Source organism: Methylobacterium sp. WL64, from assembly GCF_008039945.1.
Taxonomy (GTDB): domain Bacteria; phylum Pseudomonadota; class Alphaproteobacteria; order Rhizobiales; family Beijerinckiaceae; genus Methylobacterium.
This window is the reverse complement of record NZ_VRVA01000024.1, coordinates 1-15,421: the sequence shown is the minus strand read 5'-3', so window position 1 is coordinate 15,421 and position 15,421 is coordinate 1. Positions and strand designations below refer to the sequence as shown.

The 15,421-nt window shown below is 73.2% G+C and carries 16 protein-coding genes and 1 riboswitch; of the genes, 5 read left to right on the top strand and 11 right to left on the bottom strand.

Annotated elements, in window-relative coordinates:
• Window positions 1–235 precede the first annotated feature (235 nt).
• From hisS to hisG, 4 genes are all read left to right on the top strand, one after another.
• Window positions 236–1,780, top strand: a complete 1,545-nt coding sequence (hisS, locus tag FV242_RS13320) for a histidine--tRNA ligase (protein ID WP_147939258.1) — start codon at window positions 236–238, stop codon at window positions 1,778–1,780.
• Between the two features lie 155 nt (window positions 1,781–1,935).
• Window positions 1,936–2,178: a hypothetical protein gene (locus FV242_RS13315; RefSeq protein WP_147939257.1), complete on the top strand. Its 243-nt coding sequence runs from the start codon at window positions 1,936–1,938 to the stop codon at window positions 2,176–2,178.
• A gap of 118 nt (window positions 2,179–2,296) precedes the next feature.
• Window positions 2,297–3,439, top strand: a complete 1,143-nt coding sequence (locus tag FV242_RS13310; protein ID WP_147898692.1) for an ATP phosphoribosyltransferase regulatory subunit — start codon at window positions 2,297–2,299, stop codon at window positions 3,437–3,439.
• On the top strand, window positions 3,436–4,428 hold the full coding sequence (hisG, locus tag FV242_RS13305) for an ATP phosphoribosyltransferase (protein WP_147909087.1): 993 nt from the start codon (window positions 3,436–3,438) through the stop codon (window positions 4,426–4,428). Before FV242_RS13310 ends, hisG begins: the two co-directional genes overlap by 4 nt.
• 267 nt (window positions 4,429–4,695) lie before the next feature.
• Here the strand turns inward: hisG and FV242_RS13300 are convergent, their stop codons facing one another.
• The 3 genes from FV242_RS13300 to FV242_RS13290 all read right to left on the bottom strand — a co-directional run bounded on the left by FV242_RS13300 (window position 4,696) and on the right by FV242_RS13290 (window position 6,710).
• On the bottom strand, window positions 4,696–5,040 hold the full coding sequence (locus FV242_RS13300) for a lysozyme inhibitor LprI family protein (RefSeq protein ID WP_147909088.1): 345 nt from the start codon (window positions 5,038–5,040) through the stop codon (window positions 4,696–4,698).
• Window positions 5,041–5,115: 75 nt separating this feature from the next.
• Window positions 5,116–5,547 (bottom strand): protoporphyrinogen oxidase HemJ, encoded by a 432-nt coding sequence (hemJ, locus tag FV242_RS13295; protein ID WP_147939256.1) that lies wholly within the window; start codon window positions 5,545–5,547, stop codon window positions 5,116–5,118.
• 5 nt (window positions 5,548–5,552) lie between these two features.
• Window positions 5,553–6,710 carry a uroporphyrinogen decarboxylase gene (locus FV242_RS13290; protein ID WP_147939255.1) on the bottom strand — a complete coding sequence of 386 codons (1,158 nt, stop codon included), beginning with the start codon at window positions 6,708–6,710 and terminating at the stop codon, window positions 5,553–5,555.
• A gap of 453 nt (window positions 6,711–7,163) precedes the next feature.
• Here FV242_RS13290 and FV242_RS13285 point away from each other — a divergent pair, with 453 nt between their 5' ends.
• Window positions 7,164–7,994, top strand: a complete 831-nt coding sequence (locus FV242_RS13285) for a pyruvate, water dikinase regulatory protein (RefSeq protein ID WP_058190745.1) — start codon at window positions 7,164–7,166, stop codon at window positions 7,992–7,994.
• Window positions 7,995–8,116: 122 nt separating this feature from the next.
• On the opposite strand, the gene crcB is transcribed toward FV242_RS13285, so the two are convergent.
• The 8 genes from crcB to FV242_RS13245 form a co-directional block, all read right to left on the bottom strand.
• Complete coding sequence (crcB, locus tag FV242_RS13280; protein ID WP_147856154.1) at window positions 8,117–8,506, bottom strand: fluoride efflux transporter CrcB; 390 nt, start codon at window positions 8,504–8,506, stop codon at window positions 8,117–8,119.
• Window positions 8,507–8,595: 89 nt separating this feature from the next.
• A riboswitch (Fluoride riboswitch) is annotated at window positions 8,596–8,669 on the bottom strand.
• 62 nt (window positions 8,670–8,731) lie between these two features.
• Entirely contained in the window at window positions 8,732–9,241 is a 510-nt protein-coding gene (locus FV242_RS13275; RefSeq protein ID WP_147939254.1) for a hypothetical protein, read from the bottom strand.
• Window positions 9,242–9,413: 172 nt separating this feature from the next.
• A complete protein-coding gene (locus FV242_RS13270) occupies window positions 9,414–10,652 on the bottom strand; it encodes a BatD family protein (protein WP_187278417.1) in 1,239 nt (412 codons plus the stop codon).
• Window positions 10,653–10,825: 173 nt separating this feature from the next.
• Window positions 10,826–11,746: a tetratricopeptide repeat protein gene (locus FV242_RS13265; RefSeq protein WP_147939252.1), complete on the bottom strand. Its 921-nt coding sequence runs from the start codon at window positions 11,744–11,746 to the stop codon at window positions 10,826–10,828.
• Window positions 11,746–12,675, bottom strand: a complete 930-nt coding sequence (locus FV242_RS13260) for a VWA domain-containing protein (protein WP_147939251.1) — start codon at window positions 12,673–12,675, stop codon at window positions 11,746–11,748. The genes FV242_RS13265 and FV242_RS13260 overlap by 1 nt, the downstream gene beginning before the upstream one ends.
• A 166-nt stretch (window positions 12,676–12,841) precedes the next feature.
• Window positions 12,842–13,882, bottom strand: coding sequence for a VWA domain-containing protein (locus FV242_RS13255; protein WP_147939250.1), 1,041 nt, complete (start codon window positions 13,880–13,882; stop codon window positions 12,842–12,844).
• Window positions 13,879–14,343, bottom strand: a complete 465-nt coding sequence (locus FV242_RS13250; RefSeq protein WP_147909098.1) for a DUF4381 family protein — start codon at window positions 14,341–14,343, stop codon at window positions 13,879–13,881. The genes FV242_RS13255 and FV242_RS13250 overlap by 4 nt, the downstream gene beginning before the upstream one ends.
• 105 nt (window positions 14,344–14,448) lie before the next feature.
• Window positions 14,449–15,339 carry a DUF58 domain-containing protein gene (locus tag FV242_RS13245; protein ID WP_147939249.1) on the bottom strand — a complete coding sequence of 297 codons (891 nt, stop codon included), beginning with the start codon at window positions 15,337–15,339 and terminating at the stop codon, window positions 14,449–14,451.
• Between the last annotated feature and the right edge of the window lie 82 nt (window positions 15,340–15,421).

Below are 15,421 nucleotides of genomic sequence, written 5' to 3'. Positions count from 1 at the left end.
CCCCCTCACCCGGGCGCGGCGACGCGCAGGAGCGCCCTCGAAGGCGGGAGCCGGCGGCCACCTTTCGGAACGATGCTCCAGGGCGGCGCGGCACGAGCGGCCGAGCGAGCCGGCCGGAAACCGAATTCCCCTTTCGCCCGTCATGCTCTAGAGCCCGGCCCCAGGATCCCCGCCGCGCCGGGGACGACTCACACCGGACCCGGGCTCCGGGTCCGCGGGAAGCGAACGCGTTCACATGTCCAAGCCCGAAACCGCGAAGGCCGAGAGCCGGGCCGAAATCCTGAAACCCCGCCTGCCCCGCGGCTTCGTCGACCGCCGCGCCGACGAGATCGCCGCGCAGGGGCGGATGCTGGAGACGATCCGCAAGAGCTTCGAGCTCTACGGCTTCGAGGCCCTGGAGACGCCGTTCGTCGAGTACACCGAGGCGCTGGGCAAGTTCCTGCCCGACCTCGACCGGCCGAATGCCGGCGTGTTCTCGTTCCAGGACGACGACGAGGCCTGGCTCAGCCTGCGCTACGACCTGACCGCGCCGCTGGCCCGGTTCGTGGCCGAGAACTACGACGCGCTGCCGAAACCCTACCGCAGCTACCGGGCCGGCTTCGTGTTCCGCAACGAGAAGCCGGGCCCCGGCCGCTTCCGCCAGTTCATGCAGTTCGACGCCGACATCGTCGGCGCCGGCAGCGTCGCGGCCGATGCCGAGACCTGCATGCTGATGGCCGACACGCTGGACCGGCTCGGGCTCGGCGGCCAGTACGTGGTCAAGGTCAACAACCGCAAGGTGCTCGACGGCGTCATGGAGGCGATCGGGCTCGCCGGCCCCGACAAGGCCGGCCAGCGCCTGACCGTCCTGCGGGCGATCGACAAGCTCGACCGGCTCGGCGTCGACGGCGTGCGCGACCTCCTGGGCGCGGGCCGCAAGGACGAGAGCGGCGACTTCACCAAGGGCGCGGGCCTCGACGCCGATGCGGTGTCCCGGATCCTGGCCTACGTGTCGTTCCAGGCCGATGCCGGCGACGGCGCCGACCGGATGGCCTTCTGGGAGAAGTTCTTCGCCGGCTGGCACGAGGCGGTGGGCGGGTCCGAGACCGGCCGCGAGGGCATCGCCGAATTGCACGCGATCATGCGGCTCTGCGCCGCCGCCGGCTACGGCCACGACGTGATCCGCGCCGATCCGAGCGTGGTGCGCGGGCTCGAATACTACACCGGCCCGGTCTACGAGGCCGAGCTGACCTTCCCGGTCACCAACGAGGACGGCCAGACCGTGCGCTTCGGCTCGGTGGCCGGCGGCGGCCGCTACGACGGCCTGGTCGGGCGGTTCCGGGCCGAGCCGGTGCCGGCCACCGGCTTCTCCATCGGCGTCTCGCGGCTGTTCTCGGCGTTGCAGCTGGTGAAGAGCCCGCTGCTCGCCGGCACCGAGACCCCCGGCCCGGTGGTGGTGCTGGTCCTCGACCGCGAGAACATGGCCGATTACCAGCGGCTGGTCGCGCTGCTGCGGGCCGACGGCATCCGGGCCGAGCTCTATCTCGGCTCCGCCGGCATGAAGGCGCAGATGAAGTATGCCGACCGGCGCCGCGCCCCGGCGGCGATCATCCAGGGCTCGAACGAGCGCCTGGCCGGCGAGGTCCAGATCAAGGATCTGATCGAGGGTGCGCGGGCGGCCGAGAGCATCGGCAGCAACGCCGAGTGGAAGGCCGCGCGCCCGGCGCAGGTCTCCTGCCCCGAGGCCGACATGGTGGCGCAGGTCCGCGCCGTGCTGGCCCGGCACTTTCCGGCCGTTTAGGGCCGTTCCCCGGTTCAGCGCGCCCGCTTGCGCCGAACCGGTATGCGCGTCGACGGCGCGCGCTGAGGCTGGTCCGCTCGCGGCATCGAACGCGGCGGGTCCGGCCGCGTTGTCCCCGGTCGGACCCGCGACGGGGCCGGCTGGGAGACCCGGGGATGCTGGCCAAGACCCTGATCCTGTCGGCCGCGCTGATGCTCGCCGAGCCGGCCTCGGCCTGGGCGGGCCGCTCGGTGCCCGACCGGCTGCCGAGCGCCACCGCGGTCGCCACCCCGGGGACCGGCAGCGCTCCGGTGCTCAGCGCCGGGATCGCGGGTGCCCCCGCCATGGCCACGCTGACCCGCCGCAAGCCCGGACGACGCCCGCGGGGCGCCCGGCTCGGCAGCACCCGGCCGCTCTGAGGAAACGCACCCCGCCCCGTCCGGGCAGGCCTGCGTACACCGTCGCGCCGGTCGGGTGCGCGTGCGTGTCGCCAAGCGCGATTGCGGTTGCTACAGAGCGCCCGCGAGGATGGACACCATGACACGACCGGAGGCCGGTGAGACGGGGGCGGGCGACGCGGCGCGGACGCGCCTGCTCGCGCATCTGAGTGCGGCCGGCTACCACCCGGTGACGCCGCCGGTTCTGCAGCCGGTGGAGCCGTTCCTGGAACTGTCCGGCGAGGACATCCGCCGGCGCATCTTCGTCACCCAGGACGCGGCCGGGACCGAGCTGTGCCTGCGGCCGGAATTCACGATCCCCGTCTGCCGCCTGCACCGGGCCCAGGCCGATGGCCGGGCGGCCGATTACAGCTATTGCGGCCCGGTCTTCCGGTTGGCCGCCGACGAGCCGGACGAGTTCTTCCAGGCCGGCATCGAATCGATTGGCCGCACCGACACCCCGGCCGCCGATGCCGAGGTGCTGGGGCTGGCGCTCGAAGGCCTCGCGCTGTTCGGCCGGACCGACCCCGCGGTGCGGCTCGGCGATATGGGTCTGACCGTGGCTCTGCTCGACGGGCTGGCGGTGCCGCCGGCGGCCAAGCGCCGGACCCTGCGGGCGCTCGCCGCCGGGCGATCCCTCGACGACGTCACCAATGGCGGCGAGGGCGCCCGGCCCGAGGATCCCCATGCCGGGCTGCTCGCCGCGATCCAGGGCCAGGACCCGCGGGGCGTGCGCGCCTTCGTGGAGGACGTGCTCGCCATCGCGGGCATCTCGGCGGTGGGTGGCCGCAGCGCCGGCGAGATCGCCGAGCGTTTCCTCGGCAAGGCGGCCGCGCAGGCCAATGGCGGGGCCGGGCTCAACCCCGAGAACCGCGCCGTGCTCGACCGCTACCGGGCCATCGCCGGCCATCCGGACGCCGCCGCACGCGACCTGCGGGCGCTGGTCGCCGATGCGGGCCTGCGCCACGACGCGCTCTCGGCCGCCCTCGACCTGTTCGAGGAGCGTACCGGCTTCATCGCGGCGCGCGGCCTGCCGATCGAGCGGTTCCGCTTCCAGGGCGGCTTCGCCCGCAACCTCGATTACTACACCGGCTTCATCTTCGAGGTGAACGAGGGGGACGGGCCGATGCTGGTCGGCGGCGGCCGCTACGACGGCCTGCTCGGGCATCTCGGCAGCCCGGCGCCCCTGCCCGCGGTGGGCTGCACCTTCTGGGTCGAGCGCGTGGCGGGAGCCGGCCGATGACCCCCTCGGAACCGGGCGCCATGCCGCTGATCCTCGCCGTCCCGTCCAAGGGACGCCTCCAGGAGAACGCCAGCGCGTTCTTCGGCCGCGCCGGCCTGCGGCTCGCCCAGGGTGCCGGCGCCCGCGACTACCGCGGCAAGCTCGTCGGCGTGCCGGGGGTCGAGGTCCGCTACCTGTCAGCCTCGGAGATCGCGGCGCAGCTCGCCTCAGGCGCCGCCCATCTCGGGGTGACCGGCGAAGACCTGATCCGCGAGACCCTGCCGGACGTGCGCGGCCAGGTCGAACTCCTGACCCCGCTCGGCTTCGGCAACGCCACCGTGGTGGTGGCGGTGCCCCAGGCCTGGATCGACGTGCGGGCGATGTCCGACCTCGACGAGGTCGCGGCGCTGATGCGCACCCGCCACGGCCGCCGCCTGCGGGTTGCGACCAAGTACGTGAACCTGACCCGCCGGTTCTTCGCCGAGAAGGGCGTGGCCGATTACCGGATCGTCGAGAGCCTGGGGGCCACCGAGGGTGCGCCGGCCGCCGGCTCCGCCGAGATCGTGGTCGACATCACCACCACGGGCGCGACGCTCAGCGCCAACGCCCTGAAGGTGCTGGACGACGGCATCATCCTGCGCTCCGAGGCCAACTTGGTCGCCTCGCTGAAGGCGCCCTGGGGCGAGGACCAGCGGACGGCTTTGCGCACCGTGCTCGGCCGCATCGCCGCCGAGGAGCGCGCCCGCACCACCCGGGAGGTCCGGGCGGCCCTGCCGGAGAGCGGCGCGATCGACCTCGCCACGATCGCGGGCCTGCACGAGGCCGAATTGCCCTACGGTGCCCCGCGCGGGGGCGACGGCGAGATCGTGATGCGCTGCCCCGAGGGCGCGGTGTTCGCGCTCGCGGGCGCCCTGGTCGAGGCCGGCGCCCGGGCCGTGACGGTCCGGCGGGTCGACTACGCCTTCGCGGCCGAGAACCCGCTGGCGGAGCGGCTGCTGGCCCGGCTCTAGAACGCCCTCCATGGTGCCGACCGGCTCGCGGACGTCCTGACTCTCGCCTGCACCGGCCGTGTCTCCCGCTCGGCGGCGGATCACCCCGCCGAGCGACCGCAAAACCGACCCGCCACCCCGACGCCGGAGAGGATTTTCCCGCCCGCGGACGAGACCGTGGGTCGGGCGGCGATGAGTTCACGCACGCGCATGAGCGCCGGGATCGATCGGCCCTGCGGTGCGAGGATCGTCAAACCGGCGACACAACGTCTGCTGCGGCCCCTGCTTCTATTGCGGTCCCTGCTTGGCGAATTCCGCCAGCACTCCGCGCAGCACCTTCAACCGGGTCTCGTAGAGGCCGCGCAGGCAGGCGAGGTCAGCGCCGCAGGCGTGGCGCTCCTTGAGCCAGTCTTCCTGGTCGTCGCGCAGCTTGGTCTGGCCGCCCATCGGCAGGACATCCTTCAGGATGGCGAACCGGGTCGCCATCTCGACATCCATGTCGTTAAGCGGGAGATGCCCGCAGATCGCCCTCTCGTCGGGGGTCTCGGCCTTGTCGCAGGCGAAGCTCGCGGCCCGGGCGGGGGCGGCGGCGAGGAGCGCCATCGGCAGCAGGAGGGCGAAAAGCTTGGTCATGGCCCCCAACGGCCCGGCCGGTGAAAGGCTCCGGCCCCGACGGCGCAACGGACCCCGGATCACAGGATCCCGGGATCAGAAGCCCGGCTTGACCACCGCCAGGATGACGATGCCGATCAGCATGAGGGTCGGCACCTCGTTGAGCACCCGGTAGAACCTGTGCCCGCGGGTGTTCCGGTCGGCGGCGAAATCCTTGACCATCCGGCCGAGCCAGCCGTGGATGCCCGACATCGCCAGCACCAGCACAAACTTCGCCTGAAGCCAGGGGCTCGCGTAAAAGCCGCTCATCCAGGCCAGCACCAGCCCGAACGCCCAGGTGGCGATCAGGGCCGGGTTCATGATCGCCTTGAGCAGGCGCCGCTCCATCACCTTGAAGGTCGCGGATTGCGCCTCCGAGCCCGGCGGCAGGCTCGCGTGGTAGACGAACAGCCGGGGCAGGTAGAGCATGCCCGCCATCCAGGCGATCAGGCTGATGACGTGCCCGGCCTTGATCCAGTCGTACAGCACGGGCTCTACCGGCGCAGCCGCGCGAGCATGCGCTCGACATGGGCGACCGGCGTCTGCGGGGTGATGCCGTGGCCGAGGTTGAAGATGTGCGGCAGGCCGGCGGTGGCCTCCAGCACCGCGTCGACCCCGGCATCGAGGGCGTCGCCGCCGGCGATCAGCGTATCGGGATGCAGGTTGCCCTGGGTCACCATCGTGGCCGGCACGTGCCGGCGCAAGGCCTTCAGTTCCACCGCCCAATCCACGCCCACGGCGTCGGCGCCGGTCTCCGGCACCACCCGGGCATGGCCGTCGAGGCCCGAGCCGCGGGCGAACACGATGATCTTGGCGTGCGGGACCCGTGCACGGACGCCCGCGATCATCCGGGCGATCGGACGGAGCGACCAGCGGGTCAGGGCGTCCACGGCCGCGTCGTCCGGCAGGGCGCTCTCGGTCACGTCGCCCACCGGCTCGACGATATTCTCGGAGGCCGGCACGGCGCGCGGCAGGGTGCCGGCATGGGATTCGAAGATCTGCACCGCGTCGGCGCCTGCCTCGAGCTGGCGGACGAGATACTCGGTCTGCACCGTCACGAGGCGGTCGATCAGGGTGTCGACCAAGGCGGTGTCGCCCTCGGCCAGCGCCCGGGCGGGGGCGAGGTCCGGGGTGCCGCGCCCGCCGATCATGTAGCTCGCCACCGTCCAGGGCGCGCCGCAGAAGCCGAGCAGGGTGGTCTCGCCGGGCAGTTCGGCACGCAGCCGCCTCACCGTCTCGAAGACCGGGGCTAGGTGCGAAAAAATCGCCGGATCGCCGGCCTCGCGCAGCCGCCCGAAGGCGTCGCGGCCGTCCAGGGGATCGAGGCGCGGGCCCTCGCCCTCGACGAAGCGCACGTCCTGGCCCAGCGCGTGGGGGACGACCAGGATGTCCGAGAACAGGATCGCCGCGTCGAAGCCGAACCGGCGGATCGGCTGCAGGGTCACCTCGACGGCGAAGTCCGGGCTGTAGCAGAGGTCGAGGAAGGACCCGGCCTCGGCCCGGCTCGCCCGGTATTCCGGCAGGTAGCGGCCGGCCTGGCGCATCATCCAGGCGGGGGGCGGCCCGATCGCCTCGCCCTCGAGGACGCGCAGCACCGCCCGCTCGGACTTGCCTCCGGACCCGCGCTCCGTCCCCGTCATCGTCGCTCCCATTCCGTCCCCGTCATTCCGCATGCCCGTCAGCGGCCGTCCTGTCGAGTCGAGGCGCGCCGGATCCCCACACAGGCCCCTCTCGAAAAGAAAAGAGAGATTCTAGGACTCTGTTTTTTCTATTGGGGGGCCTCAACACGATGGTGCAATCGGATCCACAGGCCGTCCCCGCCGCCGCGCCGTTAACGAGGCTTTAAAGGATTCGCTCCATGTTGCGAGAACGGCCAAGTCCAACAGCGGCTTGCGAACGCCGAGTCCGGTACGCGCCCCTGTTGCGTCCCGGATTCTCCCAGGCGCCCGGATTCCGCGCGCCTCGACGGCGTACCTGTGAACGGCGGAGTCGATAAGGCGCGGCCCCTTCGCCCTGGACCTGCCCGAAGCCGCATCCTATCCACACTCATCGACTCCCTGGCGGCCGGCAGTGGATAACGCCCCCGGCGAGACGAAGGCGACCCGATGGGCCGGAGCTACTTCCACCTTCACCTCGTGTCCGACTCCACCGGTGAGACGCTGATCAACGTCGGCCGGGCGGCGGCCGCGCAGTACGAGGGCGTCTCGGCGATCGAGCACGTCTATCCGCTGGTGCGCTCGGCGGCGCAGCTCGACCGGGTGATCTCGGAGATCCGGGCGGCGCCGGGCCTGGTGCTCTACACCCTGGTGGGCGGCGACCTGGGCGAGCGGCTCGAAGAGGTCGCCCGCGAGACCGGCTCCCCCTGCCTGTCGGTGCTGCGGCCGGTCCACGACCTGCTGCGCGCCTATCTCGGGGCCGAGACCACGGCCCGGCCGGGCGCCCAGCACATGCTCAACGCGGAGTATTTCAAGCGCATCGACGCGATGAACTTCACGCTGGCCCACGACGACGGCAACCTGCCGGAGGACCTGGAGGATGCCGACGTGATCCTGCTTGGGGTCAGCCGGACCTCGAAGACACCGACCTCGATCTACCTCGCCAACCGCGGGCTCAAGACCACGAACCTGCCGCTGGTGCCCGGCATGCCGCTGCCGCCGGCGATCGAGCGGGCGCGCAAGCCCCTGGTGGTCGGCCTGTTCGCCTCGCCCGAGCGGATCGTGCAGATCCGTCAGAACCGACTGTCGAGCCTCAACGCCGACGAATCCTCGATGTATGTCGACCGCTCGGCGGTGGCCGACGAGATCACCATGTCGCGCCGGCTGTTCACCAAGAACCGCTGGCCGACCATCGACGTGACCCGTCGCTCGATCGAGGAGACCGCCGCGGCGATCGTCGACCTCTACCGCGACCACCGCCTGAAGTTCATCGCCGACTGAGGCAAGTCCGGGGTTCCGAAGGGCTCAGCCCTTTGGCGGGGAATGGGGCGCAGCCCCGGGATACCAGAGCTCTGCCCTGGACCCGGAAAAAGGTCGAAGACCTTTCGAAACTATGACCATTTTCAGCCACCGCTGAGAACCGTCCGCATCAGGGCGATGCCGGCCAGCAGGCCGAGCAGACCGGCCGCCACCGAGACCGTCACGTACAGGGCCGCGGCGGCCAGATGGCCACGCTCGTACAGGCTGATCGCGTCCAGCGAGAACGTCGAGAAGGTGGTGAAGCCGCCCAGCACCCCGGTGGTCAGGAACAGCCGCGCCGGGTGTCCGGCCGCCCCGCGCAGGGCGAAGCTCTCGGCCAGCACGCCCATCAGGAACGAGCCGAGCACGTTGATGACGATCGTGGCGAGGGGAAACCCGAAGCCCGGCAGCAGCCGGGCGACCGCGACGTTGACCCCGTGGCGGGCCCCGCCGCCGAGCCCGGCCCCGAGGATGACGATGAGGGTGTTGATCATGCCGGCCCTTCCTGTTCGGTCGGGCGGTGCCGTCACGTCCGCTTCGCGGCGTCGGGCGCACGGCCCCACCGCGGACGTCCGGAGCCGCCCGTGCGGTAGGAGCCATCAGCCCGGCCTGGCGACGGCCGGGCGGTTATCGGGGAGCCCCATCCCCATCCCGGGCAGGATTAGCCGAGGACGGGGCCGAGGGGAATCCGGCTCCCCGCCGCACGATCAGCGATCGCGTTACTGCACGGCGGCGAAGTGGCTGCGCTGCTCGATCTGGGCCGCGTAGAAATCCTCGACGACCTCGCGGACCACCTCGGCCAGGTCGGTCCCGCGGTGCTCGTCCAGGTGGATGTCGCTGCCGACGCTGCGGCCGAGGGCGGCGCCGGTCGCGCCCGGGACCAGGCGCTCGTTGTAGCGCTGATTGAGGCCCGAGACCGAGATGGTGTTGCTGCCGCCGAGCTCGGGGCCGTACTTGATCTTGATCTTCTGCTCGGTGTCGGTCCCGCGCAGCTTGGCGCACAGGCTGATGAAGTTGTCCTGGTCGATCTTGGCCTCGAGGCCCGTGATGCTGCCGTGGACGTTGTCCTCCTCGTTGAGCACTTCCGCCATCAGGCTCAGGACGCCGACCACCGGCTCGAGGGCGCGGTTGCCCTCCTCCAGCAGCTTCCGGCGGAAGTCGTTGCTGCGGGCGTCGGCATCCTGCAGCCGGGCGCGGAACCGGTTCTTGACGTCGTTGGCGCGTGTCATGGCGTCCTCCCTGTTGTTTCGAATCAAGTCTTTGTTGTTGGGATAGCAAAGACTACGAAGCGAAATCAGGTCCCGCAAGACGGTGCAAAACATTGATGCGTGCTCAGAACTTGAGCCGTTGCACAAGAAGCGTACCTGCCCGGACGCTATGCCGGGGCCGCCGAAGCCCGGATCAGGCCGCCGGCCCGTCGAGCGGGGCCAACCGGTCCGGACCGGGCGCGCCCGCCGAGAATTCGGGCCGCGACAGCGCCCGGGCCAGGGCCGGCAGGTCCGGGACGGGGGCGCCCGCGGTGCCGAACACCGCCCGGTCGAGGGCGGCGAGCCGCGCCGCGAGATCGGGCCGGGCCTGCCAGGTCCGGGCGAGTTCCGGCGACTCCCGGCGGGCGGCCTCCAGGGCTGCGCGGAACCCGGTCGGATCGCCCGCGCGGGCGGCCCGGTTCAGGGCCCGGCGGGCGGTACCGGACAGGCGCAGGCGCGGCCGGCCCGCGCCGTACCCGATCAGGGCCAGCCCCAGGCCGAAGGCCGCGAGCGCCGCGGCGGCCGCGACCAGCGGGGACGGCACCGGGGGCGGCGCCCGGTCGCCCTCCCGGTCGGGCAGGCCGCCGCCGATCTGCCGGGCCGGGATCTCGGCCTCGCGCATGGTGCGGGTGTTGGTGTCGAACCACGGGATCGCGATGGCGTCGAGGGGGATCACCTCGGGCACGCCGGGCCGCACGTCCCACTGGTAGGTCGCCCGGGCCACCGGCCCGGAGGGCGTCAGCAGGGTCTCGCGGGTGACCGGGCCGGCGAAGGTGAGGATGCCCCGGGTGCGCATCACCGGCCGGGGCGGCAGGCCCTCGGCGACCATGCCCTGGACCTCCAAGGTGACGATCCGCCGGGTGGTCTCGCCGAGCTTCACGGTCTCGGGGTCCGGGCTCCAGGAATCGGTGACCGCCACGTCGCGGGCGGGCAGCCACCAGGGTTCCTTGATGTCCGGGCCGCCTCCGGCGGCGGTCCAGGCCGCCACCGGGAACGGGATCGGCTTCGAGCGCACCTCGACGATCCGCCGCTCTCCGAAGTCGTTGACCGTCAGCTTATGGGTGAAGGGCTCGAGGATGAAGTCGCCCGCGTGGTGCGGGAACACCGCCACGGTGCGGTCGAACGCGATGGCGCTCTGGCCGTCCGGAAGCTTTGTCTTGCTCCAATGGTCGCGGCCGAGCTGCGTCCAGGAGAAGTTGGCGAGGGTGGGCTGGACGACCTCCTCCAGCAGGATCGGCTGCTTGTAGACCCCATGGATCTTCAACAGCACCATCTCGCGGGCGAAGGGCGGGCTGTTGCCGTTGAACTCCGCGGTGACCGTGAGGGTCAGGTCGCCGGGCTCGATCTCGGCCTGCGCCGAGACGGGGGCGAGGAGCGCGAGCGCCAGGAGCAGGAGGCGGCTCTGTCGCTTCCGGCTGCCGGCTGCTGCACGTTCACATCGCGTTGCGCAGGCCACGACGAGCCCCCTCTTCCGTACGGGAGAGGGGACCCGCTCCGCATCCGGTAACGTGGCCGTCCGGCAGCGCGCCAGGGGAGCCAGACGCGGGCGGAAAAAGTCCCAAAACACTACCACGGATTGCTCCCGGCCGGGATGGCGGTGCCGGCTTCGACCCGGCGGGTCTGCTCGGCGCGCAGGCGCAGCTTGAGGAAGCGGCCGGGATCGTCCGGCAGGGTCTGGAGCCAGAGCCGGTCGGGGCGGATCTCGTGGGCCTCGAAGCTCTTGGTCACCCGGCGGACCTCGCGCTCGGGCGCCTCCGCGACCATGGCCGCACCGCCGCCGGTGCGGCCGCGCCCGGCCGCGTCGCCGGCCGAGCCCCGGGCCTGGCCCTTGCCGGCGTCGATCGATTGCTGCTCGGCCTTGCCGCGGCGGGCGACCTTGCTGTTGCCGGGCAGGGACGCGCTGGCGTTGGATTCCTTGTTGCCGGCCAGGCCCTCGCCGCTGGAGGCGGCGTTGATGTCGTTGTTCTGGTCCTGGTTGGCGGTGTTGTTGTAGCGGGCGCCGTATTGCGCGGTGCCGTTGGCGATGCCGCCGCCGGGGCCGCGGTCGATCACCTCGGCGACCATCCGGGCGACCAGGGAGCGGTTGGCCTGCGCGTCGGCGTCGCGCGAGTCGAAGCGCAGGGCCTCGTCGTAGGCGGCGAGCGCGCCCTCGAAATCGCCCGCTCGCGCCAGGGCGTTGCCGAGGTTGTAACGGGCCCGTTTTCCGCCGTTGCGGAACAGCGCGATCGCCTCGCCGTAGCGGCCGGCCTGGTACAGGGCGGCGGCGCGCCAGGCCGGATCGACGATCAGGTCGGCGGCGAGCCCGGGCAGGCCGAGCGCCATCAGCAGCCGCCCGAACCCGGTGCGGGGCTGCGAGACGGCGAGCAGAGCCACGAGCCCGAGGCCGGCCAGCGCCAGCCCGGCCATCCGGGCGAACCGCCGCCAGCCCGGGGGAAGGCCGGCGCGGATCGGGACTGCGAGACCGGTTCTGGACAAGAACCGCTCCATCACGCGCTCCTGCGGAACAGGACCAGGGCCGGCAGGGCTGCAAGCAGCAGCAGCCAGCGGCCGAGATCCGCGTAGGCGAGCACGCCGTAGCCACCGGCCGCGAGGTGCTGGGCGGTCCCCGCCCCGACCGCGTCGAGCACCGGGCCGGGCTCGGTGATGTCGGCGACGCGCCCGCCGCCGGCCCGGACCAGCGCGTCGAGGGCGGCCCGGTCGGGCTTCGGGGCACCCGGCGGCAGCGGCTTGTCGGCGGGGACGAACAGGGCCTGGAGGCGCCAGCCGCGATCGGCCAGAGCGCGGGCTTCCCGGTTGGCGGCCTCGCCGATGCCGTCGCCGTCGCTGATCAGCACCACGTCGGCCGCGACGACGTCGGCCTCCGCCAGCGTCCGGCGGGCCAGCGCCAGCCCGCGCTCGGGATGGCTGCCGCGGTCCGGCACGGTGTCGGCATCGAGGGCGAACAGGGTCGTGCCGAAGCTGTCCCGATCGGTGGTCGGCGAGGCGGCGAGATAGGCGTCGCCGGCATAGACGACGAGCGACACGGCCCGGGTGCCGGCGGCCTCGGCGATCGCGGCGGCGGCCTGGCGGACGCCCTGGAGGTTCCCACCCTCGGTGACCGAGCGGGAGAGGTCCAGGACGATCACGGTCGCGTCGAGATTGCGGAAGGTCGCCGTATCGGCGCGCTCCACCGCGGGGCCGGTCAGCGCCAGCGCGATCGCCCCGGCGGCCAGGGCGGCGGCCCGGTTCGCCTGCCGCCGTCCGCCGAGCACGGCTCCGGCGCGGGCGAGATGGGCCATGAGGGCCGGATCGACCGCCCGCCCCCAATCGCCGAGCGGCGCCGCCCGCCAGGCGGCGCGGAGCGCCAGCAGCGCCACGACCGGGATCGCCAGGAACCACCAGGGGCGCAGGAACGCGAAGGCGTCGAGGGCGCTCATGCGGGCTGTCCTGCCGCCCACATCCTCATCCTGAGGTGCCGAAGCGCAGCGGAGGCCTCGAAGGAGGTTTCCAGGGATCGTGCGGCTGGCTGGAGCCCTCCTTCGAGGCCGCCGACGCGGCACCTCAGGAAGAGGGTGTGGGTTGGGGAGGCCGTATTCGGACGCATCATACCCCCCTCCGGGTCGCCAGCAGGGCCGCGGCGGCGGCGAGCGCCAGGGCCGCCGGCCAGGGCCAAAAATCCCGGCGCAGCGGCAGGGGGGGCGCGAGGGCGCGGCCGCCCTCCAGCCTGTCGATCGCGTCGGCGACCCGGACGAGATCCTCGGTGGTGCGGACCCGGAACGCTTCGCCGCCGCTGGCCTGGGCCATGTCGCGCAGGGTCTCGGTGTCGACCACGTCCTGCTCGCCGTCGGCATCGGCCATGTCCCGGGGGCCGAGCGCGATCGTGTAGACCCTGATGCCCAGCTCCTTGGCCAGGGCGGCCACGTCCTTGGGGGCGGTCTGGCCGGCATTGTTGGCGCCGTCCGAGAGCAGGATCACGGCCTTCGCGGAGGGCGCCGCGGAGGGCGCCGCCAGGCCGTCGGCACGCGGCCCGGGGTCCTTCGGGTCGAGCCGGCGCAGGGCCAGTCCGAGGCCGTCGCCGATGCCGGTGGAACGGCCGCTGATGCCGATGGTCGCCTCGTCGAGGGCGCGGGCGACCGCCGCGGTGTCGAAGCTCGGGGCGGCGGCGACGTAGGCCTGGTCGGCGAAGATCACGAGGCCGATCCGGTCCCCGGCCCGGCGCCGGATGAAGTCGGTGCCGACGCGCTTGACCGCGGTGAGCCGGTTCACGGTCTCGCCGTCCAGCGTGAAATCGCGGCGCTCCATCGAGCCGGACAGGTCCATGGCGATCATGATCTCACGGCCGGAAGCCGGCAGGGCCGCGGCCGGCATCACCAGGCGGGGCCCGGAGAGCGCCACCACCAGGGCGGCCCAGAGGGTCCAGACCAGGGCGGCCCGGCGGCGGCCGCGGGCGGCGAGGTCGGCGCCGGAGCGGGCGGTGCCGACCAGGGTCCCGGGCACCAGCAGGGCGCCGCTGCCGCCCTCCGTCTCGGCCGGGAGCAGGCGGGCGGCCAGCAGCGGTAGCGGCAAGGCGAACAGGATCCAGGGCGCCGCGAGGTCGAAGGCCGAGAGCTGCGCCGTGAGCCAGGCGGGGAGGAGGCCGCTCATGTCCGCAACCGTCCGATCAGGCGTCCCAGCTCGGCGTCGAGCCCGTCGAGGTCGGGTTCCTGGCGCCGGTACAGCCCGTCGGCCAGGACCCGGCCGGATCCGCGCGTGAAGAAGTCGGTGGCCAGGAGCGTGTCGAGGCGGGCGGCCCAGGCCGCGCCAGTCTCCCGGGCGGCGGCGTCCCCCGCGAGCGTCCGGGCGAGGCGGCGCAGCAGGCGCGCCTGCGCCACGAGACGGGAAGCCGGATCGAGGCCGCGGGTGCCGGCGAGCTCGGCGAGCGCCGCCCGGCGCAGGCTCGCCCGGGCCCGTCCGCGCAGGTAGCGGACGAGCCCGACCAGCAGGGCGGCGAGGAAGCCCAAGGCCGCCGCCGCGACGACCTCCCCCTGCACCGCCCCGGCGGCGCCCCCCGGCAGGTGCAGGCCGCGGAGCTGGTCGAGGCTCGGGGCGATCTCGACGGGGTTCATCGCGCCGGGCCCGGATGTGGGAGACGCGGCGACGCGGCAGGGTTTCGTCTGCGCCTCGTCTCGGTCCGCAAGCCGGCACCCATCTGTCGGGAAGAGCCCCGAGCCTCACAGCACCGCATCGAGGCGCTCCATCAGCGGCGCGTAGGCCTCCGGGCCGGCCTCGACGTCGAGGCGCACCCCCGCGATGCCCCAGCGGGCATAATCGGCCAGCCGCGCCTCGGCGGTCTCACCCGGCAGCGCCGTCGGGAGCGCGGTGCCGCGCCGGCCATCCGCCAACGCGAAGGGATAGAAGCCCGGCGGGCGGGCGCGCTCGAAGGCGTCGCTCACCAGGATCAGCCGGATCGCGACCCGCTCGGCCAGCAGGGTCAGCGTCTCGTCGAAGCCCGGGCCGGGGGCGTCGAGGGCGCTGGCGACGACCAGGTGTCCGCCGGCGGGCAGCAGGCTGCGGGCGAGCCCGAGGGTCGGCTCCAGGGGTGTGTCGGACCCGGCGGCGCCGGCCGCCGCGAGGGCGTCCGCATGCGCCTGGGCCAGGGCGCCGGTCACCGCGATCATGGCGCGCTCGCCGCCGGCCGGGCGCAGCACCGTCTGCCCCCCCGAGGCCGCCACCGCGAGGCCGACCCGGCCGCCATCGGCCGCCACCCGCCAGCCGAGCAGCGCCAGGGCCTCGGCGGCGGCCACCGAGCGCAGGGCCCGGCGGGTGCCGAACAGCATCGAGGGCCGGAAATCGGCGAGCAGCACCACGGCGCGGTCGCGCTCGTCGTGATGGGTGCGCACGTGCAGCTGCCCGGTGCGCGCGGTGGCGTTGCGGTCGATGAACCGGCGGTCGTCGCCCTCGGACCAGAGCCGCACGTCCTCCGGCTCGGAACCGCGCCCGCGCCGCTTGGTGACGATGCCGCCGGGCAGGCCGGCGAGCGTCCGGGTCGCCGGCGCCGCGCCCCGCCGGGCCAAGTGGCGCAGGCCCATCAGGGCCTCACCCGAGAGATGGACGCCGTTCATTTGGGACTGGGCGGCACTCTCAAAACGCGCGCTCTTCCCTCCCCCCGCTGCGGGGGAGGGTGGGCCGGCCGTCAGGCCGGGT